Genomic DNA, 17,334 nt, shown 5'->3' on the forward strand with positions numbered 1-17,334 from the left:
TTATTAATTTTTAGCAATAAAATTTTTACTAGGAGACAGATATGAGAAGAAAGAGTATTAATATAGCATTAACAGCAGTTGTTACAGCAATTTATGCTGTTTTAACTCTGTCATTGGGATTTATAAGCTATGGACCAATACAATTTAGAATAGCAGAGATTATGATGCTCTTAGCATTTTTAGATAAAGGATACATAGTAGGTCTTACATTAGGATGCTTTTTAGCAAATGTTATAGGACCATATGGTGTACCTGATATAGTATTTGGGACATTAGCTACATTTATAAGTGGGAGTTTGATTTATTTTACTAGAAAGATAGGTGGACAAAGTAAAGGCACACTGATCATAGCTTCTATATGGCCAACTATCGTAAATGCAGTTGTAGTTGGATTGATGTTAAACATATTTTTTGGACTTCCTTTGATTTTATCTATGATACAGGTAGGTTTTGGAGAATTTGTGGTTGTGACAGTGGTTGGAGTACCATTTTTCAGTTTCTTAATGAAAAAATACAAGAAGGTCATCGATATTAAATTTTAAAAAATAAATTATCATTTCATAGATTAAGATTAGTATTAATAATAAGGGGGATTTTATTTGTCAAAGATAAAAAGATTAACTGATGTTTGGACATATATTAATGATAAACAGAAGTTTACAATTAAAGAGTTGTCAGAAGAGTTTAATCTTTCGACTAAGACTATTCAACGATACTTGACAGAATTAAATGAAATGGGACTTCCAATTCAGACAGAGAAGGGTAGGAATGGAGGATATAGGGTTTTAAATAATAGTTATATACCTCCTGTTGTATTTACAGAAATAGAAGTCATGTCCATCTTCTTTGCTCTTAAGTCACTTCAAATTTATAGGTCGATGTTAATAGATAAAGAAATTGATTCTATAATAAGAAAAATAAGTTATGAGCGTAAAAGCAGTATAAAAGAAGGAATAGATAATATAAAAAGTTATATTGAGTTTATACCTAATGAAGGAATGTATAAAAGTAGTGATATAGTTGAAATTTTTAGAGCTTCATCAGAGTCTTGTATTTTAAATATTAAATATAAGTCTGGAAATCAATTACATGAAAAAAATGTATGTCCTATAGGTATATTTTTAAAGAAGTGTGTGTGGTTTACACCTGTGTATGATTATGAGAGTGATAAGATTATATTAATTTGTATGGAAAATGTAATTGAATTTAAAAGGATAGGAAATAGCAAAAAGAAAAATATAAGTTTGAAAGAGTGGATAGACACAGTATATATGGAAGCATATGAAAATATGCAATTTGCTAAAGAATTTGATGAAAATACTAAACTATGTGTACTATTGACTGAAGAAGGTGTATTGAAACTAAAGAATGATTCTTATGATTTAGATATAAAGATGAATGAAGATGGAAGTGGTATAATTGATACATTTATAAAGCATGATGAAATAGATTGGTATGTATCTACTTTATTTTCAATAGGGCAAGAGGCAAGGGTGGTAGAGCCGAAATTTATAAATAAGTTGCTTTATGACAAGGCTAAGGAGTTAAAATATTTTTTTGAAGAAAATATGTTATAATATTTAAAAATGTTAAAACTAAATAATCATTAAGGAGAAATGTATTATAATGGAAGATTTTAATAAGAATGCTAAGATAATTGGTATTGGGACTGAAGGTATCAATATAATAAATGAAATAGAAGAAAAAATAAAAGAAAATGTAGACATAGAAAGAATCAATATAAATCAAGAAGTTGAGAAAGAATATGTAAGAAGTCTTTTAGACGGAGTAGACATATTATTTTTAGCCTATTCAACTGAAGATAAACAAAGTAGAGAAATTATAAAAGCTATTTCATATATGTCAAATGAAAGAAGAATTTTATCTATAGGAATGAATTGTTCTGATAAGGAAAATAAAGAAGATTTGGAACTTGGAAGAGAATTTAAAATCAATAGAGAGAGTATTTTTAAATTTGTTGATTTGATGAATATTATGATAGAGTCTATTTCAGATTCTTGTATGATAAATATAGATATAACTGACTTAAAAGAAGCGATTATAGGAGATAAAGGAATTAAGTATTCTTTTGAAGAATTTGAAGATACAAAAGAATATAGTAAAATGGCTAACACTTTATTTGAGAGAATGGAATATCTTGGTGAAGAATTTGTAAATAAAAAAGGCATTGTATTTGTTGAAGGAAATATGGATTTTTCTCTAGTAGAATTGAATGATTTAATAAATAATATTCAAAGTAAGATAGAAGAAAAATATGAAGTGATATTCTCTTTATACTTAAAAGAAAATTTAGGTGGAAAGATTAAAGTTGCTTTATTGTATAATTAGCATATTTTAGATATTAAGGAGAAAGATATGTCTGAAAATATAAGGATTGCAGAGTATTGGTTAATGGAAGAATTTTTTTATCAAGAAACAGATACACCACAAGTTTTTAGAGAAGAAAGTATAATTGCACTTGGTTTTGATATAAAAATAAATCTAAAAAAAGTATTCAATATGGGAAAAAAATCAGAAAAATATATCAATGAGAACTGTAATGACAAAGATTTTATAAAAAAGTTTATGTCAATTAAAAAAGGAGATTATTTTTTATATAAGGCATATCAAAATATAGAAGAAAAAATTAAATGTAGTGTATCTATTGGTATAGTTGATGAAAGTTTTGAAGATGGTTATGAATTAAGTCATATTTTGGGGCATACATTGCCAGTGAAATGGATGCACAACTTTGATGCAGTTTCAAGTTACAAAGTATATACAAGCGAGTTTTATAAATTAAGTAATAATGATATTAGTTCATATTTAGAAATCATTAAGTTACAAGATAAGAAATCATTGAGAAAAATGATAGAAGAAAGTGACAATAATAAATGGTATCTAAAAAACTATTATTATAAAAATGTAGATGAATGTATAGACAATGAAGAATTATTTATTCAACCGACTAACCTAGAGCAATTAGAATATCTTAAAAACATAAATACAGATGATTATATTTTGTTATATAATAGTGAGAAAGTAATCTGTGAAAATGACCATACAATGAAGAGTGTATTTGGTGTATGTCAAGTTATGGAAGGATTCGATATAGAAAAAATAAGTATCTTAGAGGGAGGATATTTTTTACCTGTTAAGTGGATAGAGCATGAAAAAGAGAATATAGATGGAAATGCTTGGGTCGTATTTGAAAATAATAGTCTAGTTGAGAAGTATATAAAAAGGTTTACTAATAAAATGCCTTTAAATACTATACTTTATGGTCCACCAGGAACTGGTAAAACATATAATGCAAAACAAGAAGTTTGTAATTTGATAAATGGAACTAGTTTAAAAGATAGAGATTACATAAGTAATACAAATTATAAAAATAATGTAGAATTTTGTACATTTCATCAATCATATGGATATGAGGAATTTATAGAAGGACTAAAGTCTGATGGTGAAGGTAATTTTAAACCAGAGGATGGAATATTAAAAGATATATCTATAGAAGCATGTTATGATGCATTGAAGTTTGAAAAAAAGTTGAATCTTGAGTTGGAAAAAGAGTATTTGACTTTAGAAGAGATAAAAACTAGAAAAAAGAAGTTGATATTAGAAAATATAGAATCTAGTGACAGTTTTAATTTTGAAGAATCAGAAAACTATGTTTTAATAATAGATGAAATCAATAGAGGAAATATATCTAAAATATTTGGTGAGTTAATAACATTACTTGAAGAAGATAAAAGACTCACTAAATCAAATCAAACTATTGTAAAATTACCATACTCAAAAGAAAAATTTTCTTTACCTCCCAATTTGTATATAGTTGGAACTATGAATACGTCAGATAAATCAATAGCACTCTTAGATATAGCTTTGAGAAGAAGATTTAATTTTGAAGAAATTATGCCAGAGTATGATTTATTGCCTATTGTAGATGGTATAGATATTAAAAATATGCTATATACAATTAATAAAAGGATAGAGTTTTTATATGATAGAGACCATGTAATTGGACAAGCTTACTTACTTGATGTAGATAATATTGATGATATAGTGTCAGTATTTAGAAGTAAAATAATACCACTTCTTCAAGAGTATTTTTATTATGATTCAGAAAAAGTAGGTCTTATTTTAGGTGGTATAGGGAAAGATGAAAAAGATAAATATATTGTTTATAAAGAAGAACTTATAGCTTCTGAATTATTTAAAAAAAATAATACTTCTGTGATTGAAAATAAAGTTAACTATTGTATAAAGCGAAACATATCTAGTGAGGAGTTAAAAAATATATATGAGTAAAAATATATATGTTAAAGAAACTTACGAATGGATAAGGGTTGGTAATGGTGAAAATGAGCTTACAGAAATTGAATATGAAAAATTGCTTAAATATATAGATAATAATAATGATGTATTAAAGAGCAATATAATAGATATTAAGTATAAAAAACTTAGATTCATAAACTATGTAGGTGTTATATGTTTTGAAAATGTAATACTTGAAGTGCTTCCAAAACTGTCATTAAGTGATAATCTTGCAAAAGATAGAGAAATGTTATTACAGATGCTTTCTATATGTAATAAAATTCCAATTATAATGAATGAAAGCATAAGATTAAGTTTGAAAAATTATAATCTTTTAAATTTCTTTGTCATGTATTTTATTGAAAATATGCAAACACAAATTAAAAGAGGCATTCACTTTGAATATATAAATAAAATAGAAAATTCAAATGTTATAAGAGGTAAAATATTGTTGAGTACATACGCAAGAGAAAGAGGAATTTCTCCAGTGAAAATAAAATGTGAGTATGATGAATATAGTGAAAATAATTTCTTGAATCAAGTTCTTAAAAAAGCATGTATATCTATTTTATATAGAATAAATGATAATTTAATTCAAAGTAAGATTAAAAAAATTTTAAGCTATTTTCAAAATGTAGACTTAATTTATGTAGACAAAGAAAAACTATTAGATTATAAATTTTATAAAAACAATGATAGATTTAAAGACTGTTACTTACTAGCTAGACTCATACTTTTAAATTTATCGATGGATAATAGTCAAAATAATCAAGAAGCATTTTCTATATTATTTGAAATAAATACTTTATATGAAGAATATATAGGTGTCTTAATAAAAAATATATGGGACAATTCATCTAGAGAAACTTATATACAAGATAAGAGTAAATTTCTCTTAAAAAATGAACAAACAGGAAAGAAAAATTTTAATTTAAGACCAGATATAGTATTATACGATTTAAAAAACGAATATGAAATTATAATTGATACAAAATGGAAAGCTATTGAAGTAGATTCAAATGTTTTTTATAGGTCAAGTGATATATATCAGATGTATGCATACATAACAACCTATGAAAATGCAAAAAGATGCATATTGTTATATCCTTGTATTCAAAAGGATAAAAATTATAGTTCTTGGAAATTATCAGAATCATTTAAAGGTAAATTTATAGAAGCAAAAACTGTGAGATTAGATGATGTGAAAAACACAAAAGATGATTTGAAAAAAATAATTTTTAATTATAAATTTTAGAAATAAGAATTATAAAAATAATAAAAATACTTTAAAAAAGGGTAAATATAACTCTATATGTATAGAAAAATTTCTGATGTATAGAAAAAAATTTATAAAAATCTTAAATTTAAAATTTTGAAAAGCATTTATATGTAAAGTGTGGCATCGCAATTGCTTGTTTAATATAAGATGCGTGTAAGATTAAGAAAGTATATCTACTAATTTGAGATTTGGTAGATATACTTTTTATTAATCTTAACTTGAAAAATAAAATATTATTAAATTATAACTAAACTTTTCTGTTATGATATAATTAAATAGATAATTTGAAGGATTATTATATAGAATACTTATTTGGAGTTGATATTTTATGGACAAACACAGTGATTCAGTAATGTATGGTGGAATGGAAGTATACAATATTTGGGGGACAACAACAGTAGACTCTATAATTGGAGATTCTGATGTAATGCGTGCTCTAAAAAATAGAATTCGCAAAATTGGAAATAGCGATTCTACTGTAGCTATAACTGGAGAAAGTGGTACTGGAAAAGAGTTAATAGCAAGGGCCATTCATCTCGCAGGAAATAGAGGGAATAAAACATTCGTTGCTATAAACTGTGCTGCTATACCAGAACCTCTACTGGAAAGTGAACTTTTTGGATATACAAAAGGAGCTTTTAGTGGAGCAGATTCAAAAGGTAAGATTGGTAAATTTGAATTGGCCAATGGAGGAGTCGTATTTTTAGATGAGATAGGAGACATGCCAATTCAACTACAATCGAAGTTATTGAGAGTATTACAGGAAAAGAAGTTTACGAGAATAGGCTCAAACGAACTGATTGATATAGATGTTAGAATCATATCGGCTACTAATAGAGACTTATTTGAATTGGTTAAAGAAAATAAATTTAGAGAAGACTTATACTATAGATTAAATGTAATACCTTTAGAAGTACCTCCACTTAGAGAAAGAGGAGATGATATACAAATATTAATAAACAATTTTATAGATAAATATTCCAGAAAGATGAAGAAAAATGTGTACCATATAGAACCAGATGTAGAGCAAATGTTGCTTAAATATCCTTGGCCAGGGAATATTAGAGAGTTGGAAAACACTATAGAATTAGCCTTAAATCTCCTTGAAGAAGATGGCATAATACACAAAGGTATAATAAATAGAAAGATAATTGAATATTTTAAGCGAAACAATATAAATATAAAACTACTTGAGGAAAATGACTATGAGATAAGTATGGAACAAGAGATACTTACGCTTGAAGAGTTTGAAAGAGCATATATAAAGAAAGTGTTGAAGTTTTATGGTAATGATACTAAGTCTAAAAAGTTAGCTGCTAAAAAACTTGGAATATCATTAGCTACTTTATACAGAAAAATAGATGTATAATAATTAACTTTTTAATTCTCAATTCTAAAAATTGAAATTATAAAATTGATAAAAAACACTTGGAAAATAATTTTCCAAGTGTTTTTTTGTGTAATAGTATTTTATTATCCAAAAATAAAAAAAATTTAAAAGAATTAAAAAAAATAAATGCTTTATCAAATTATCAAATACTAACAAATATAATAAAATTTATATGTGTAAAACAATTCTGTTAAAAAATTGGCATTATAATTGCTTCATAGTAAATTGAGATGACAAAATAAAAAAAGAAAGGATGTTGTATGAGATAATAATAACTGTCATTAAAAAATAGTTGGGAGTGATAACCTTGAGTAAATATCAAAAGAGTGTCTCTATGTTTGATATTGATGGAAGGCCACCAATTTTAAAGTGTCTGCCACTATCAATGCAACATATATTAGCAATGATAGTTGGAACTGTTACAGTACCTATAGTCGTAGGAGGAGCTGTAGGTGTTAGCCCTACACAAATAACGCTTTTAGTCCAATATGCATTAATAATAGCTGGCATATCGACACTTATACAACTATATCCAATAGGAAATATTGGTTCAAGATTGCCTATAATTTTTGGAGTTGGATTTACTTATGTACCAACACTTGTAGCAGTTGGAGGAAATTACGGATTAGCAAGCATTTTGGGGGCACAACTAATAGGGGGAATTGCTACAGTATTAATAGGATTATTTATAAAAAAGATAAGAAGATTTTTTCCTAATATAGTTGCAGGAACAGTAGTGTTTACAATTGGATTATCTTTATATCCTATAGCAATAAATTATATGGCAGGTGGTGTAAATAGCCCTACTTATGGCTCTATGCAAAATTGGTCAGTAGCAGCTATAACACTAGTGGTAGTTATAGGTCTTAGTCAATTTGCAAAAGGGTATGCAAAATTGGCAGCAATATTTTTGGGAATTATAGTTGGATATTGTGTATCTTTAGTTTTGGGTATAATAAATTTTGACCCTATTAGAGAAGCAGCTTGGTTTGCAGTACCTAAACCACTTGAGTTTGGATTGGAATTTGATATACCTGTAGTAATATCAGTAGTAATTGTAAGTATAATCAATGCTGTTCAAGCAATTGGAGATTTATCAGCTACTACAATGGGAGGTATGGACAGGGATATTACAGATAAAGAATTATCAAGTGGAGTAGTAGGAAGTGGAATTTGTACTATGATAGGAGCTTTGTTTGGAGGTTTGCCACCATCATCATACAGCCAAAACGTGGGGATGGTAGCTATGAACAAAGTAATAAGTAGATTTGTGCTTGGAATAGCTGGTATATTTATGTTATTGTCGGGGTTTGTACCTAAATTTGGTGCATTAATGACTACTATACCATATTCAGTTTTGGGAGGAGCTACAATATCTATATTTAGTATGATAACAATGACAGGTATAAAGTTAATTATTACAGAAGAGTTGTCATCAAGAAATATTACCATTGTTGGTTTGGCAATTGCTTTAGGCATGGGAATAACATCAGTCCCAGCAGCCCAAGAGGCATTTCCTTCATTTGTAAAATTAGTATTTGGAGAATCTCCAATAGTAATCGCAACATTGGTTGCATTCATTTTAAATCTAATAATACCAAATAAAAGTCTAGAGGATGAGGCTAAAGAAAGAGCTGTTATGGAAGAAGCCAATTAAGATATAATAATTTGAAAGGGTTGTTTAAATTATTTATTATGAGGTTGTTAGATTATTTTTGATAGCTATTCATTTTAATAAAAAATTTATCAAAGAAATATATACCAGACAATTAATATTTATTCAAAAAGAAAATCGGGGAGGGTATATTAGAAAATTTGTTAATTTTTTATAAAAATAGCTCAGTTTAGCTGTGTTTATCGGTTGAGCAATAAATTCATGGTCATAAAAATATTTATAGAAAATAATTATAAAAATATTTAGTCAAGATATTTATGTATGGGAGGATTTATTTTATGAAAACACGTAATACTTCAAAATATGATGTCGATGGGATACCACCACTAAAGGAATCAATACCTTTAGCTTTACAACATCTGTTAGCAATGATAGTAGGAAATATGGTACCAGCGATATTAATAGCAAACGTGGTAGGACTTAACCAGGGGCAAGCGACAATGCTGATTCAAGGCTCTATGTTAGCGGCAGGTTTGGCAACGTTTTTACAATTATATCCAATACCTTTATTTAAAGGATTTAAGTTAGGTTCAAGATTACCTGTAATGATGGGAATGAGTTATGTATTTTTAGGAGCATGTCTTTCAGTAGCAGCTAAGGATGGTTTAGCAGCTTTATTTGGAGCACAGATTGCTGCTGGGGTAATCGTATTCTTTGTAGGATTTGGAGTTAAGAAAATTAGACATATATTCACTTCAATAGTTTCTGGAACTATAATCGCATGTATGGGACTTGGATTATTTGCAACAGCTATAAAGAATTTAGCAGGTGGAGAAGGGGCAGAAACATTTGGAAGCCCAATAAACTTTATAGTGGGAGTTATAGTTGCTTTTGTAATAATAATGATAAATAAATATGGTAAGGGTCTAGTAAAAAATTCTTCGATATTGATAGGAATATTGGTAGGTTATGCTATATCTTTAGTTTTAGGATTAGTTGATTTTTCAGCAGTTCAAGGAGCAGCCATAGTATCTTTACCAACACCAGCAGCTTTTGGATTAGAGTTTAGACCAGAGTTAATAGTAATGTTTACTATTATTTACATAATAGGTATAGCTGATATGATGGGTGCATGTACAATAGCTACAATAGGTGCAATGGATAGAGAGGTAACTGATGAAGAGTTATCATCAGTTGTTTTAGGAAATTCTATAACTTCTATAATTTCATCATTATTTGCAGCTCTTCCAACTGGAGTATTCAGCCAAAATACAGTAATCGTATCTATGAATAAAGTTACAAGTAGATTTGTAATAGCACTTGGTGCACTTGTATTATTACTAGCAGGAATATCTCCAGCATTAGGTGCAATAATGACAACTATACCATCTTGTGTTGTTGGTGGAGCAACTTTAGTAGTATTCTCATCAATAGCAATGTCTGGTTTCTCTATTATGAGTATGGATGGATTTACTGAAGAAAACAATCTTATAGCAGGAGTATCTATAGCAACAAGTATGGGTCTTACAACTGCACCACAAGTTTTAGACCAATTCCCAGCAACAATTGGAACTGTTCTTGGAGGGTCAAGTATAGTTTCTGGAGCAATAATAGCTATATTACTTCAGACATTATTTAAATTAAAATCAAATAAAAAGTCTGAAAACGTTACTTCAAACCTTGAGGAAAATATTGGATAAATGTATTAGATATGATATGAGAAAGCCATATGATAAAATGTTGTAATGAAAGTATTAATAAGGGGGATTTAAGATGATTGATATACTAATAAAAAATGCAATAGTTGTTACAGTTAACAAAGATAGAGAAGTCATATTTGATGGAGCAATAGCTATTCAAGGTGATAGAATTTTAGATATGGGAAACACAGCTGATATTGAGCCTAAGTATCTGGATGCTAAAAAGGTTATAGATGCTAATGGAAAAGTTATATTCCCTGGCTTTATAAATACTCATAATCATTTATTCCAAGTATTATTAAAAGGTCTAGGTGATGATATGGCACTTCATGAGTGGCTAAATACAATGATGTTTCCATCAGCAAAATTCTTAACAGAGCAAGATACTTATGATGCTGCAATGCTTGGATGTATGGAAGGTTTAAAAAGTGGTATAACTACAATGGTTGATTACATGCATACACACAATAGACCTGGACTTACAGATGGAATAGTAAAAGCGTATAAAGATTTAGGAATAAGAGGCGTTGTAGGTAGAGGCTGTATAGACTTAGGTATTCATAAAGAGCTTATAGAAGATGTGGAAACGGTTGAAAAGGATTTAAGAAGGGTATTTGAAAAATATCATAACTCAGAAAATGGAAGAATAAAAATTTGTGTAGCACCTTCTTCAATGTGGGCTATATCTGAAGAAATGGGTAAAATGCTTTGGAATATAGTTAAAGAATATGACTCATATTTTACAGTTCATATATCTGAAACAGAATTTGCAAGAACAGCAACAAAAGATATACATGGAGAAATAGATATAAAATTACTTGAAAAATGGGGTATAGTAGGTCCAGAAGTTGTAGCAGTACATTGTGTATGCATAACTGATGAAGACATGGAAATGCTTAAAAAGTATGATATAAAAGTTTCTCATAATGTTGCAAGTAATATGTACCTTGCCTCTGGAGTTGCACCTGTTCCAGAAATGTTAAAACAAGGAATAAATGTAAGTTTAGGTCTTGATGGTGCAGCAAGTAATAATGCACAAGATATGGTAGAGCTTATGAAACTAACAGCTTTACAACACAAAGTGAATAATTGTGACCCTCTTGCAATTTCTGCAGAAAAAGTTCTTGAAATGGCTACAATAGAGGGAGCAAGAACTCTTAGAATGGAAGATGAAATAGGTTCTTTGGAGATTGGGAAAAAAGCTGACTTAGTAATATTTAACTCAATGCTTTCTCCAAAATCAATACCTCTTCACAATCCTGTATCAACTTTGGTATACTCAGCTAGCATGCATAATGTAGAAAGTGTTCTAGTTGATGGAAATGTAATACTTGAAAATGGAAAAGTAACTACAATCGAAAGTGAAGAACAAGTATTATTGAATGCACAACATGCAGCAGAAGAATTATGTAAGAGAGCTAATGTAACTAATAGAATGGAAGGGCATAAGTGGAATAGCTTATACTAATATTAAAATAAGATTGTAATAATATTCTATTACAACATTAGTTTATCTGTAGGAGGAGAAAATGGAAAAAATAAAATTAAATATTAATGATTACATGTATGAAATAGAAATTGAAAATAATGAAACTCTTTTGCATGTACTTCGTGAAAAATTAAATCTAACTGGAGCGAAACAAGGTTGTAATAGTGGCAGTTGTGGAGCATGTAAAGTTTTGATAGATGGAGTTGACGTAAAATCTTGTAAACTTCTTGCAAGAAACTGCGAAGGTAAAGTTATATACACTATAGAAAGTTTTGCTAATGGGGAAAATCTTCATCCAATACAAGAAGCTTTTATAGAGGTTGGAGCTGTACAATGTGGGTATTGTACTCCTGGTATGATTATAACTACACAAGCTCTTTTAAATAGAAATACATCTCCTAATGAAGATGAGATTAGAGAGGCTTTTAAAGAAAATCTCTGTAGATGTACAGGATATGTGAAAATTATAGAAGCTGTAAAATTATCTGCAGCTAGATTAGGGGGTAGATAGTTATGGAAAAGGTAATAGGAAAATCATACCCTCTAAAAGATGCAGCTTTAAAAGTTACTGGTCAAATGAAATATGTGGCTGATATGAAACCACAGAATGTGCTTCATGCTAAAATGCTTTTAAGTCCTGTAGCACATGCAAAGATAAAAAGTATAGATATAAGTGAAGCAGAGAAAGTAGTGGGTGTTAGAGCTATAGCTACTCATCTTAACACATCACAAAGAAAATACAATGGTTCTTTGAGATTCTATGAACATAATATACCTGAAAACGAAGTTATATTTTCAGATACAGTTAGATTTGTTGGTGACCGTGTTGCAGCAGTAGCAGCAGAAACACCAGAAATAGCAGAAAAAGCTGTAAAGCTTATAAAAGTAGAATATGAAGAATTACCAGCTGTATTTACTATACAGGATGCAATAAAAGAAAATGCTATATGTATACATGGGGATTCAAATATAGTTTCCCAAAACAACATAAATGGAGGAGATGTAGAAAAAGGATTCAAAGAATGTGATTATATATTTGAAGATGAATACTCTACTCCAGCAATACATCATAGTGCAATAGAGACTCACAGTGTAATTGCACACTATGATTATAATGATAAGTTAATTGTACATACACCTTGCCAAAATACATTTGGATTTAGAATAATACTATCTCAAATTTTTGGGATGTCACTAAATAAAATAAGGGTTATAAGACCTGCTATTGGAGGTTCATTTGGTGGAAAATTAGAACTTACAATTGAGCCAGTAGCAGCAGCATTATCAAAAATGACTAGAAGACCAGTTAAAATGGTTCTTACAAGAAAAGAATCTATGATATCAACAAGAACTCGTCATGGGTCTTTTGTAAAATTAAAAACTGGTGTAAATAAAGATGGAGAAGTAATAGCACAAGATATAAAAATATATACAAATACAGGAGCATATGCATCAAGTGCTTTAAATGTTATAGGTGCACTTAGCCATAAAGTATTTAAAGTTTATAAAATACCAAATATAAAATTTACTGGAATGCCTGTATATACAAATACACCAATAGCTGGAGCTATGAGAGGTTATGGTTCACCTCAGATATTTATGGCTCAACAGGCTCAATTTGCTAAAATAGCTAAGGAAATAGGAATGGATTTAGTTGATTTCCAAAATAAAAACGCAGTAGAACCAGATGATGTTGATATAATTTTCCATGGTTCTCTTGGAAATCCTAGAGTATTGGATTGTATAGAACAAGGCAAAAAAATGTTTAAGTGGGACGAAAAGAAGAATCTTCCAAAAGAAGAAGGAAAATATTTAAGAGGTATAGGTATGGCAATAGGTGCACATGGTAATGGAGTTTTTGGTGCACATAGGGATGTCGTTACATTGACTCTTAAATTAAATGAAGATGGTACATTGACACTACTTACAGGAGCACATGATATGGGTAATGGTGTTGTAACTATGCAAACAATGATGGTAGCTGAAGTTTTAGGAATAACACCTGATAAAGTTGAAACATTTGAAACTGATACTGATGCATGTACATTCAATCTTGGAGATTATGCAAGTAGAGGTGTATTTGTAGAAGGTGGAGGAGCTAAAAAAACAGCAGAGAAATTGAAAACACTTATATTAGAAGAAGCAGAAAAATTACTTGAAACATCAAAAGAGGAATTATATCTAGATGGTGGATATGTAATTAGTAAACTTGATGAAAATATCAAAGCATCATTATCTGATGTTGCAGTATATAGTCAAAGTAAGTCTTTAAGAGAATTAACTGTTGTTGAAGACTATTCTTCTCCTGCAGGACTTACTTCATATGGTGTACATTTTGCTGAAGTTTTAGTAGACAAAGAAACTAAAGATATCAAAGTGGTTGATTTTGTAGCCGTGCATGATGTTGGTAGAGTTATAAATCCTCTAAACTTAGAAGGTCAATTAGAAGGTGGAATTCACATGGGTCTAGGTTACGCATTGAGTGAAGAGTTAGCATTTGATGAGCAAGGGAGACCTAAAGCTACTGATTTTAAAACATATAAATTATTTAGAACTGTAGATATGCCAAAGTGTCAAGTTGCATTTGTAAATGGTTATGAAAAAGCTGGACCTTTTGGTGGTAAAAGTATTGGAGAATGTGCTGTTGTACCAGTTGCACCAGCTGTTGCAAATGCAGTGTACAATGCAACTAATGTAGAAATACATTCATTACCAATAAAATTAAAGTAACAGAAGTTAAGGTAGAAATTACAATTTATTATATTTGTAAATGGATAATAAAAATAGATTTATTTGATGAGGAGATATTGTTATGGCAAAGATATTAGGTATCTGTGGAAGTCCACGTAAAGGAGCAACAGAATATGCAGTATTAGAAGCTTTGAAAGAAGCTGAAACTATACCTGGTATAGAAACTGAGTATTGGTCAGTTAGAGGGAAAAAAATAAGTCCTTGTGTACACTGTGATGCATGTATAAGAAAAGAGACTATGTGTATCATAAAAGATGATATACAAGAATTAGAGCAAAAAATATTAGAAGCAGATGGAATTATAGTTGGTTCTCCAGTATATGATATGAATATAACTGCTCAACTTACAGCAGTATTTAACAGACTTCGTCCTATGTATTTAGTTCATCCAGGGAAGCTTCAAAATAAAGTTGGAGCAGCTATAACTACTGGTGGAACTAGATATGGTGGTCAAGAGCTTACAAAACTTCCTATAATAAATTTCTTCCTAATGCATGAAATGTTAGTATCTGGAGGTTTAGGTGGTTGTTATATAGGTGGGACAATATGGAGTAAAGATGGAAAAGCAAAAGGTGCACAAGAAGACGAAACAGGTATGGATACTATAAAAAGACTTGGAAAAGGAGCAGCAGAAGCTGTTATGGTTTCTAAGTTTGGTCTTGAAAAATGGAATGTTGTAAAAGAGGAATTAGATGTTAAGAAAGATGAAAAATCACCTCTTAGAGACCATTAAAAACTTATTAGATTATGAATATGTAAATAGTGATGTAATAGATTATTACATCACTATTTATGTTTTAATTTAGATTTTATAAGCTAGGTATTAAAAAATATACAAACAGAGGATTTTAAGATTTATTTTTAAATTTTAAAAATGAGAATTAAAAAGTGAGAAGATAGAAAAGGTTTTTCATTTATTAAATTCTACACACATTGTATGAATTAAAGGTAGATAAGAAAAAATAATAAAAGCATTGCAATTTCTATATTAAGCAGTCATAGAAAAATATCCAACATATATTTAGTATTGGCATGTTAATTGCTTGTATATTAAAGTATAAAAATTTAACAATAATTTGGAGGTATTTTAGATGTTAAAAGAGATTAAATGGAAAGTAAATAATTTGCCAAAAGGTGACAAGGAAAATTGTATTAAATTCTTAAATGAAGAAGAAATAACTAAGGTTAGAAATTTTCATAAAAGCTTTCCTCAATATAAAGAAACTCCATTAGCAAACCTAGAAGGTTTAGCAAAAAAATTAGGAGTTGCAGGAGTATATGTTAAAGATGAATCTTATAGATTTGGATTAAACGCATTTAAAGTTTTAGGTGGTTCTTACTCTATGGGTAAATATTTAGCTCAAAGATTAGATACAGATATATCTGAATTAGGATATGACAAATTAACTTCAGATGAAATAAAAGAAAAATTAGGAGAAATAACTTTCTTTACAGCTACAGATGGAAATCATGGTAGAGGAGTTGCTTGGACTGCTAATAAATTAGGTCAAAAATCTGTTGTATTAATGCCAAAAGGTTCTTCTGAGTTTAGATTAAATAAAATCAAAGGAGAAGGAGCAGATGCTAGTATAACAGACTTAAACTATGATGATGCAGTAAGATTAGCTAATGATTATGCAGAAGCTGATGATCATGGAGTAATGGTTCAAGATACAGCATGGGATGGATATGAAGAAATTCCAGCATGGATAATGCAAGGATATGGAACTATGGCTCAAGAAGCGATAGAGCAATTAAAAGAATATGGAGTAGATAGACCAACACATGTATTTGTGCAAGCAGGGGTTGGTTCACTTGCTGGAGCAGTTCAAGGATATGTTGCTTCAATATACGATGAATGCCCAATAACAGTAGTAGTAGAAGCTGATGAAGCTGATTGTTACTATAAATCAGCAGAAGCAGGAGATGGAAAACCAAGATTTGTTGGAGGAGATATGCCAACTATAATGGCTGGTCTTGCTTGTGGAGAACCAAATACTATAGGATTTGAAGTATTAAAAAATCATGCTGCAGCATTTGTTTCAGCACCAGACTGGGTTTCTGCTAAAGGTATGAGAACATTAGGTAATCCTTTAAATGGAGATGCAAAGGTAATCTCTGGAGAATCTGGAGCAGTTACAACTGGTCTTTTAATAGCAGCTATGGAAAGAGAAGATTTAGCAGACTTAAGAAAAGATTTAAAATTAGATGAAAATTCAAGAATACTTTTAATAAGTACAGAAGGAGACACTGACCCTGATAAATACAGAAGTATAGTTTGGGATGGAGAATATCCAAGTATATAAATAATGATTAAAATATCATTATTAAGTAGCAATTTACATATTTAGAAAATATATAAATTCTAAAATTTAGAAAGTATATAACATATAATACATACATTATAAAAAATCTAGGGGGATAATGAAATGTTAAATGAACAAAGAAAACAAGAAGTAACTGAAATATGTCAAAAATTAATTCAAAATCCTAGTTCTTCTGGAAATGAAGAAGGCGTTGTAAAAGCAATAGAAGAATCTTTTGCAAAATTAGGTTTTGACAGTTGGTCAAGAGATAGATATGGAAATATAGTAGGATGCATAAAAGGAAACAAGCCAGGTAAGAAAATATTATTTGATGGTCATATAGACACAGTTCCAGTTCCAGATGAAAGTAAATGGAGCGTTCCTCCTTTTGAAGGAAAAATAGTAGACGGGAAAATATATGGTAGAGGAACTTCTGACATGAAAGGTCAATATACAGCAATGATGTCAGCAGTTGCATACTTTGCAA

General features: G+C 29.3%; 14 protein-coding genes. All 14 read left to right on the forward strand.

What is annotated here, in order from left to right:
- Nucleotides 1-41 precede the first annotated feature (41 nt).
- Nucleotides 42-542, forward strand: a complete 501-nt coding sequence (locus tag Q3304_RS07160; RefSeq protein WP_074179660.1) for a QueT transporter family protein — start codon at nt 42-44, stop codon at nt 540-542.
- Nucleotides 543-599: 57 nt separating this feature from the next.
- Nucleotides 600-1,577, forward strand: a complete 978-nt coding sequence (locus Q3304_RS07165; RefSeq protein ID WP_284182024.1) for a WYL domain-containing protein — start codon at nt 600-602, stop codon at nt 1,575-1,577.
- Nucleotides 1,578-1,626: 49 nt separating this feature from the next.
- Nucleotides 1,627-2,349, forward strand: coding sequence for a cell division protein (locus tag Q3304_RS07170; RefSeq protein ID WP_407815018.1), 723 nt, complete (start codon nt 1,627-1,629; stop codon nt 2,347-2,349).
- Nucleotides 2,350-2,376: 27 nt separating this feature from the next.
- Nucleotides 2,377-4,311 (forward strand): McrB family protein, encoded by a 1,935-nt coding sequence (locus Q3304_RS07175; RefSeq protein WP_407815019.1) that lies wholly within the window; start codon nt 2,377-2,379, stop codon nt 4,309-4,311.
- Nucleotides 4,304-5,572, forward strand: coding sequence for an McrC family protein (locus Q3304_RS07180; RefSeq protein WP_054276891.1), 1,269 nt, complete (start codon nt 4,304-4,306; stop codon nt 5,570-5,572). Before Q3304_RS07175 ends, Q3304_RS07180 begins: the two co-directional genes overlap by 8 nt.
- A gap of 352 nt (nt 5,573-5,924) precedes the next feature.
- On the forward strand, nt 5,925-6,965 hold the full coding sequence (locus tag Q3304_RS07185) for a sigma-54-dependent Fis family transcriptional regulator (RefSeq protein ID WP_054270557.1): 1,041 nt from the start codon (nt 5,925-5,927) through the stop codon (nt 6,963-6,965).
- A gap of 355 nt (nt 6,966-7,320) precedes the next feature.
- On the forward strand, nt 7,321-8,643 hold the full coding sequence (locus tag Q3304_RS07190) for a uracil-xanthine permease family protein (RefSeq protein WP_407815181.1): 1,323 nt from the start codon (nt 7,321-7,323) through the stop codon (nt 8,641-8,643).
- Nucleotides 8,644-8,939: 296 nt separating this feature from the next.
- Nucleotides 8,940-10,301, forward strand: a complete 1,362-nt coding sequence (locus Q3304_RS07195) for a uracil-xanthine permease family protein (protein ID WP_054276888.1) — start codon at nt 8,940-8,942, stop codon at nt 10,299-10,301.
- 73 nt (nt 10,302-10,374) lie between these two features.
- Nucleotides 10,375-11,769 carry an amidohydrolase family protein gene (locus tag Q3304_RS07200; protein WP_054270554.1) on the forward strand — a complete coding sequence of 465 codons (1,395 nt, stop codon included), beginning with the start codon at nt 10,375-10,377 and terminating at the stop codon, nt 11,767-11,769.
- 61 nt (nt 11,770-11,830) lie between these two features.
- Entirely contained in the window at nt 11,831-12,301 is a 471-nt protein-coding gene (locus tag Q3304_RS07205; RefSeq protein ID WP_054270553.1) for a (2Fe-2S)-binding protein, read from the forward strand.
- 2 nt (nt 12,302-12,303) lie between these two features.
- Nucleotides 12,304-14,520 (forward strand): xanthine dehydrogenase family protein molybdopterin-binding subunit, encoded by a 2,217-nt coding sequence (locus tag Q3304_RS07210; RefSeq protein ID WP_407815179.1) that lies wholly within the window; start codon nt 12,304-12,306, stop codon nt 14,518-14,520.
- Between the two features lie 82 nt (nt 14,521-14,602).
- Entirely contained in the window at nt 14,603-15,274 is a 672-nt protein-coding gene (locus Q3304_RS07215; protein ID WP_054270551.1) for a flavodoxin family protein, read from the forward strand.
- 358 nt (nt 15,275-15,632) lie between these two features.
- A complete protein-coding gene (gene dpaL, locus Q3304_RS07220; protein WP_054270550.1) occupies nt 15,633-16,847 on the forward strand; it encodes a diaminopropionate ammonia-lyase in 1,215 nt (404 codons plus the stop codon).
- 123 nt (nt 16,848-16,970) lie between these two features.
- The coding region (locus Q3304_RS07225) for a M20/M25/M40 family metallo-hydrolase (protein WP_407815180.1) at nt 16,971-17,334 on the forward strand (364 nt) is incomplete at its 3' end.

It is taken from the genome of Clostridioides sp. GD02377, from assembly GCF_045899875.1.
GTDB lineage: Bacteria > Bacillota > Clostridia > Peptostreptococcales > Peptostreptococcaceae > Clostridioides > Clostridioides difficile_A.

What these genes read in the sequence shown, in the direction of transcription:
- Q3304_RS07190 (WP_407815181.1), top strand. Translation starts at nt 7,321, where the DNA reads ATGTTTGATATTGATGGAAGGCCACCAATTTTAAAGTGTCTGCCACTA.
- Q3304_RS07160 (WP_074179660.1), top strand. Translation starts at nt 42, where the DNA reads ATGAGAAGAAAGAGTATTAATATAGCATTAACAGCAGTTGTTACAGCA.
- Q3304_RS07205 (WP_054270553.1), top strand. Translation starts at nt 11,831, where the DNA reads ATGGAAAAAATAAAATTAAATATTAATGATTACATGTATGAAATAGAA.
- Q3304_RS07175 (WP_407815019.1), top strand. Translation starts at nt 2,377, where the DNA reads ATGTCTGAAAATATAAGGATTGCAGAGTATTGGTTAATGGAAGAATTT.
- Q3304_RS07185 (WP_054270557.1), top strand. Translation starts at nt 5,925, where the DNA reads ATGGACAAACACAGTGATTCAGTAATGTATGGTGGAATGGAAGTATAC.
- dpaL (WP_054270550.1), top strand. Translation starts at nt 15,633, where the DNA reads ATGTTAAAAGAGATTAAATGGAAAGTAAATAATTTGCCAAAAGGTGAC.
- Q3304_RS07215 (WP_054270551.1), top strand. Translation starts at nt 14,603, where the DNA reads ATGGCAAAGATATTAGGTATCTGTGGAAGTCCACGTAAAGGAGCAACA.
- Q3304_RS07195 (WP_054276888.1), top strand. Translation starts at nt 8,940, where the DNA reads ATGAAAACACGTAATACTTCAAAATATGATGTCGATGGGATACCACCA.
- Q3304_RS07170 (WP_407815018.1), top strand. Translation starts at nt 1,627, where the DNA reads ATGGAAGATTTTAATAAGAATGCTAAGATAATTGGTATTGGGACTGAA.
- Q3304_RS07200 (WP_054270554.1), top strand. Translation starts at nt 10,375, where the DNA reads ATGATTGATATACTAATAAAAAATGCAATAGTTGTTACAGTTAACAAA.
- Q3304_RS07180 (WP_054276891.1), top strand. Translation starts at nt 4,304, where the DNA reads ATGAGTAAAAATATATATGTTAAAGAAACTTACGAATGGATAAGGGTT.
- Q3304_RS07210 (WP_407815179.1), top strand. Translation starts at nt 12,304, where the DNA reads ATGGAAAAGGTAATAGGAAAATCATACCCTCTAAAAGATGCAGCTTTA.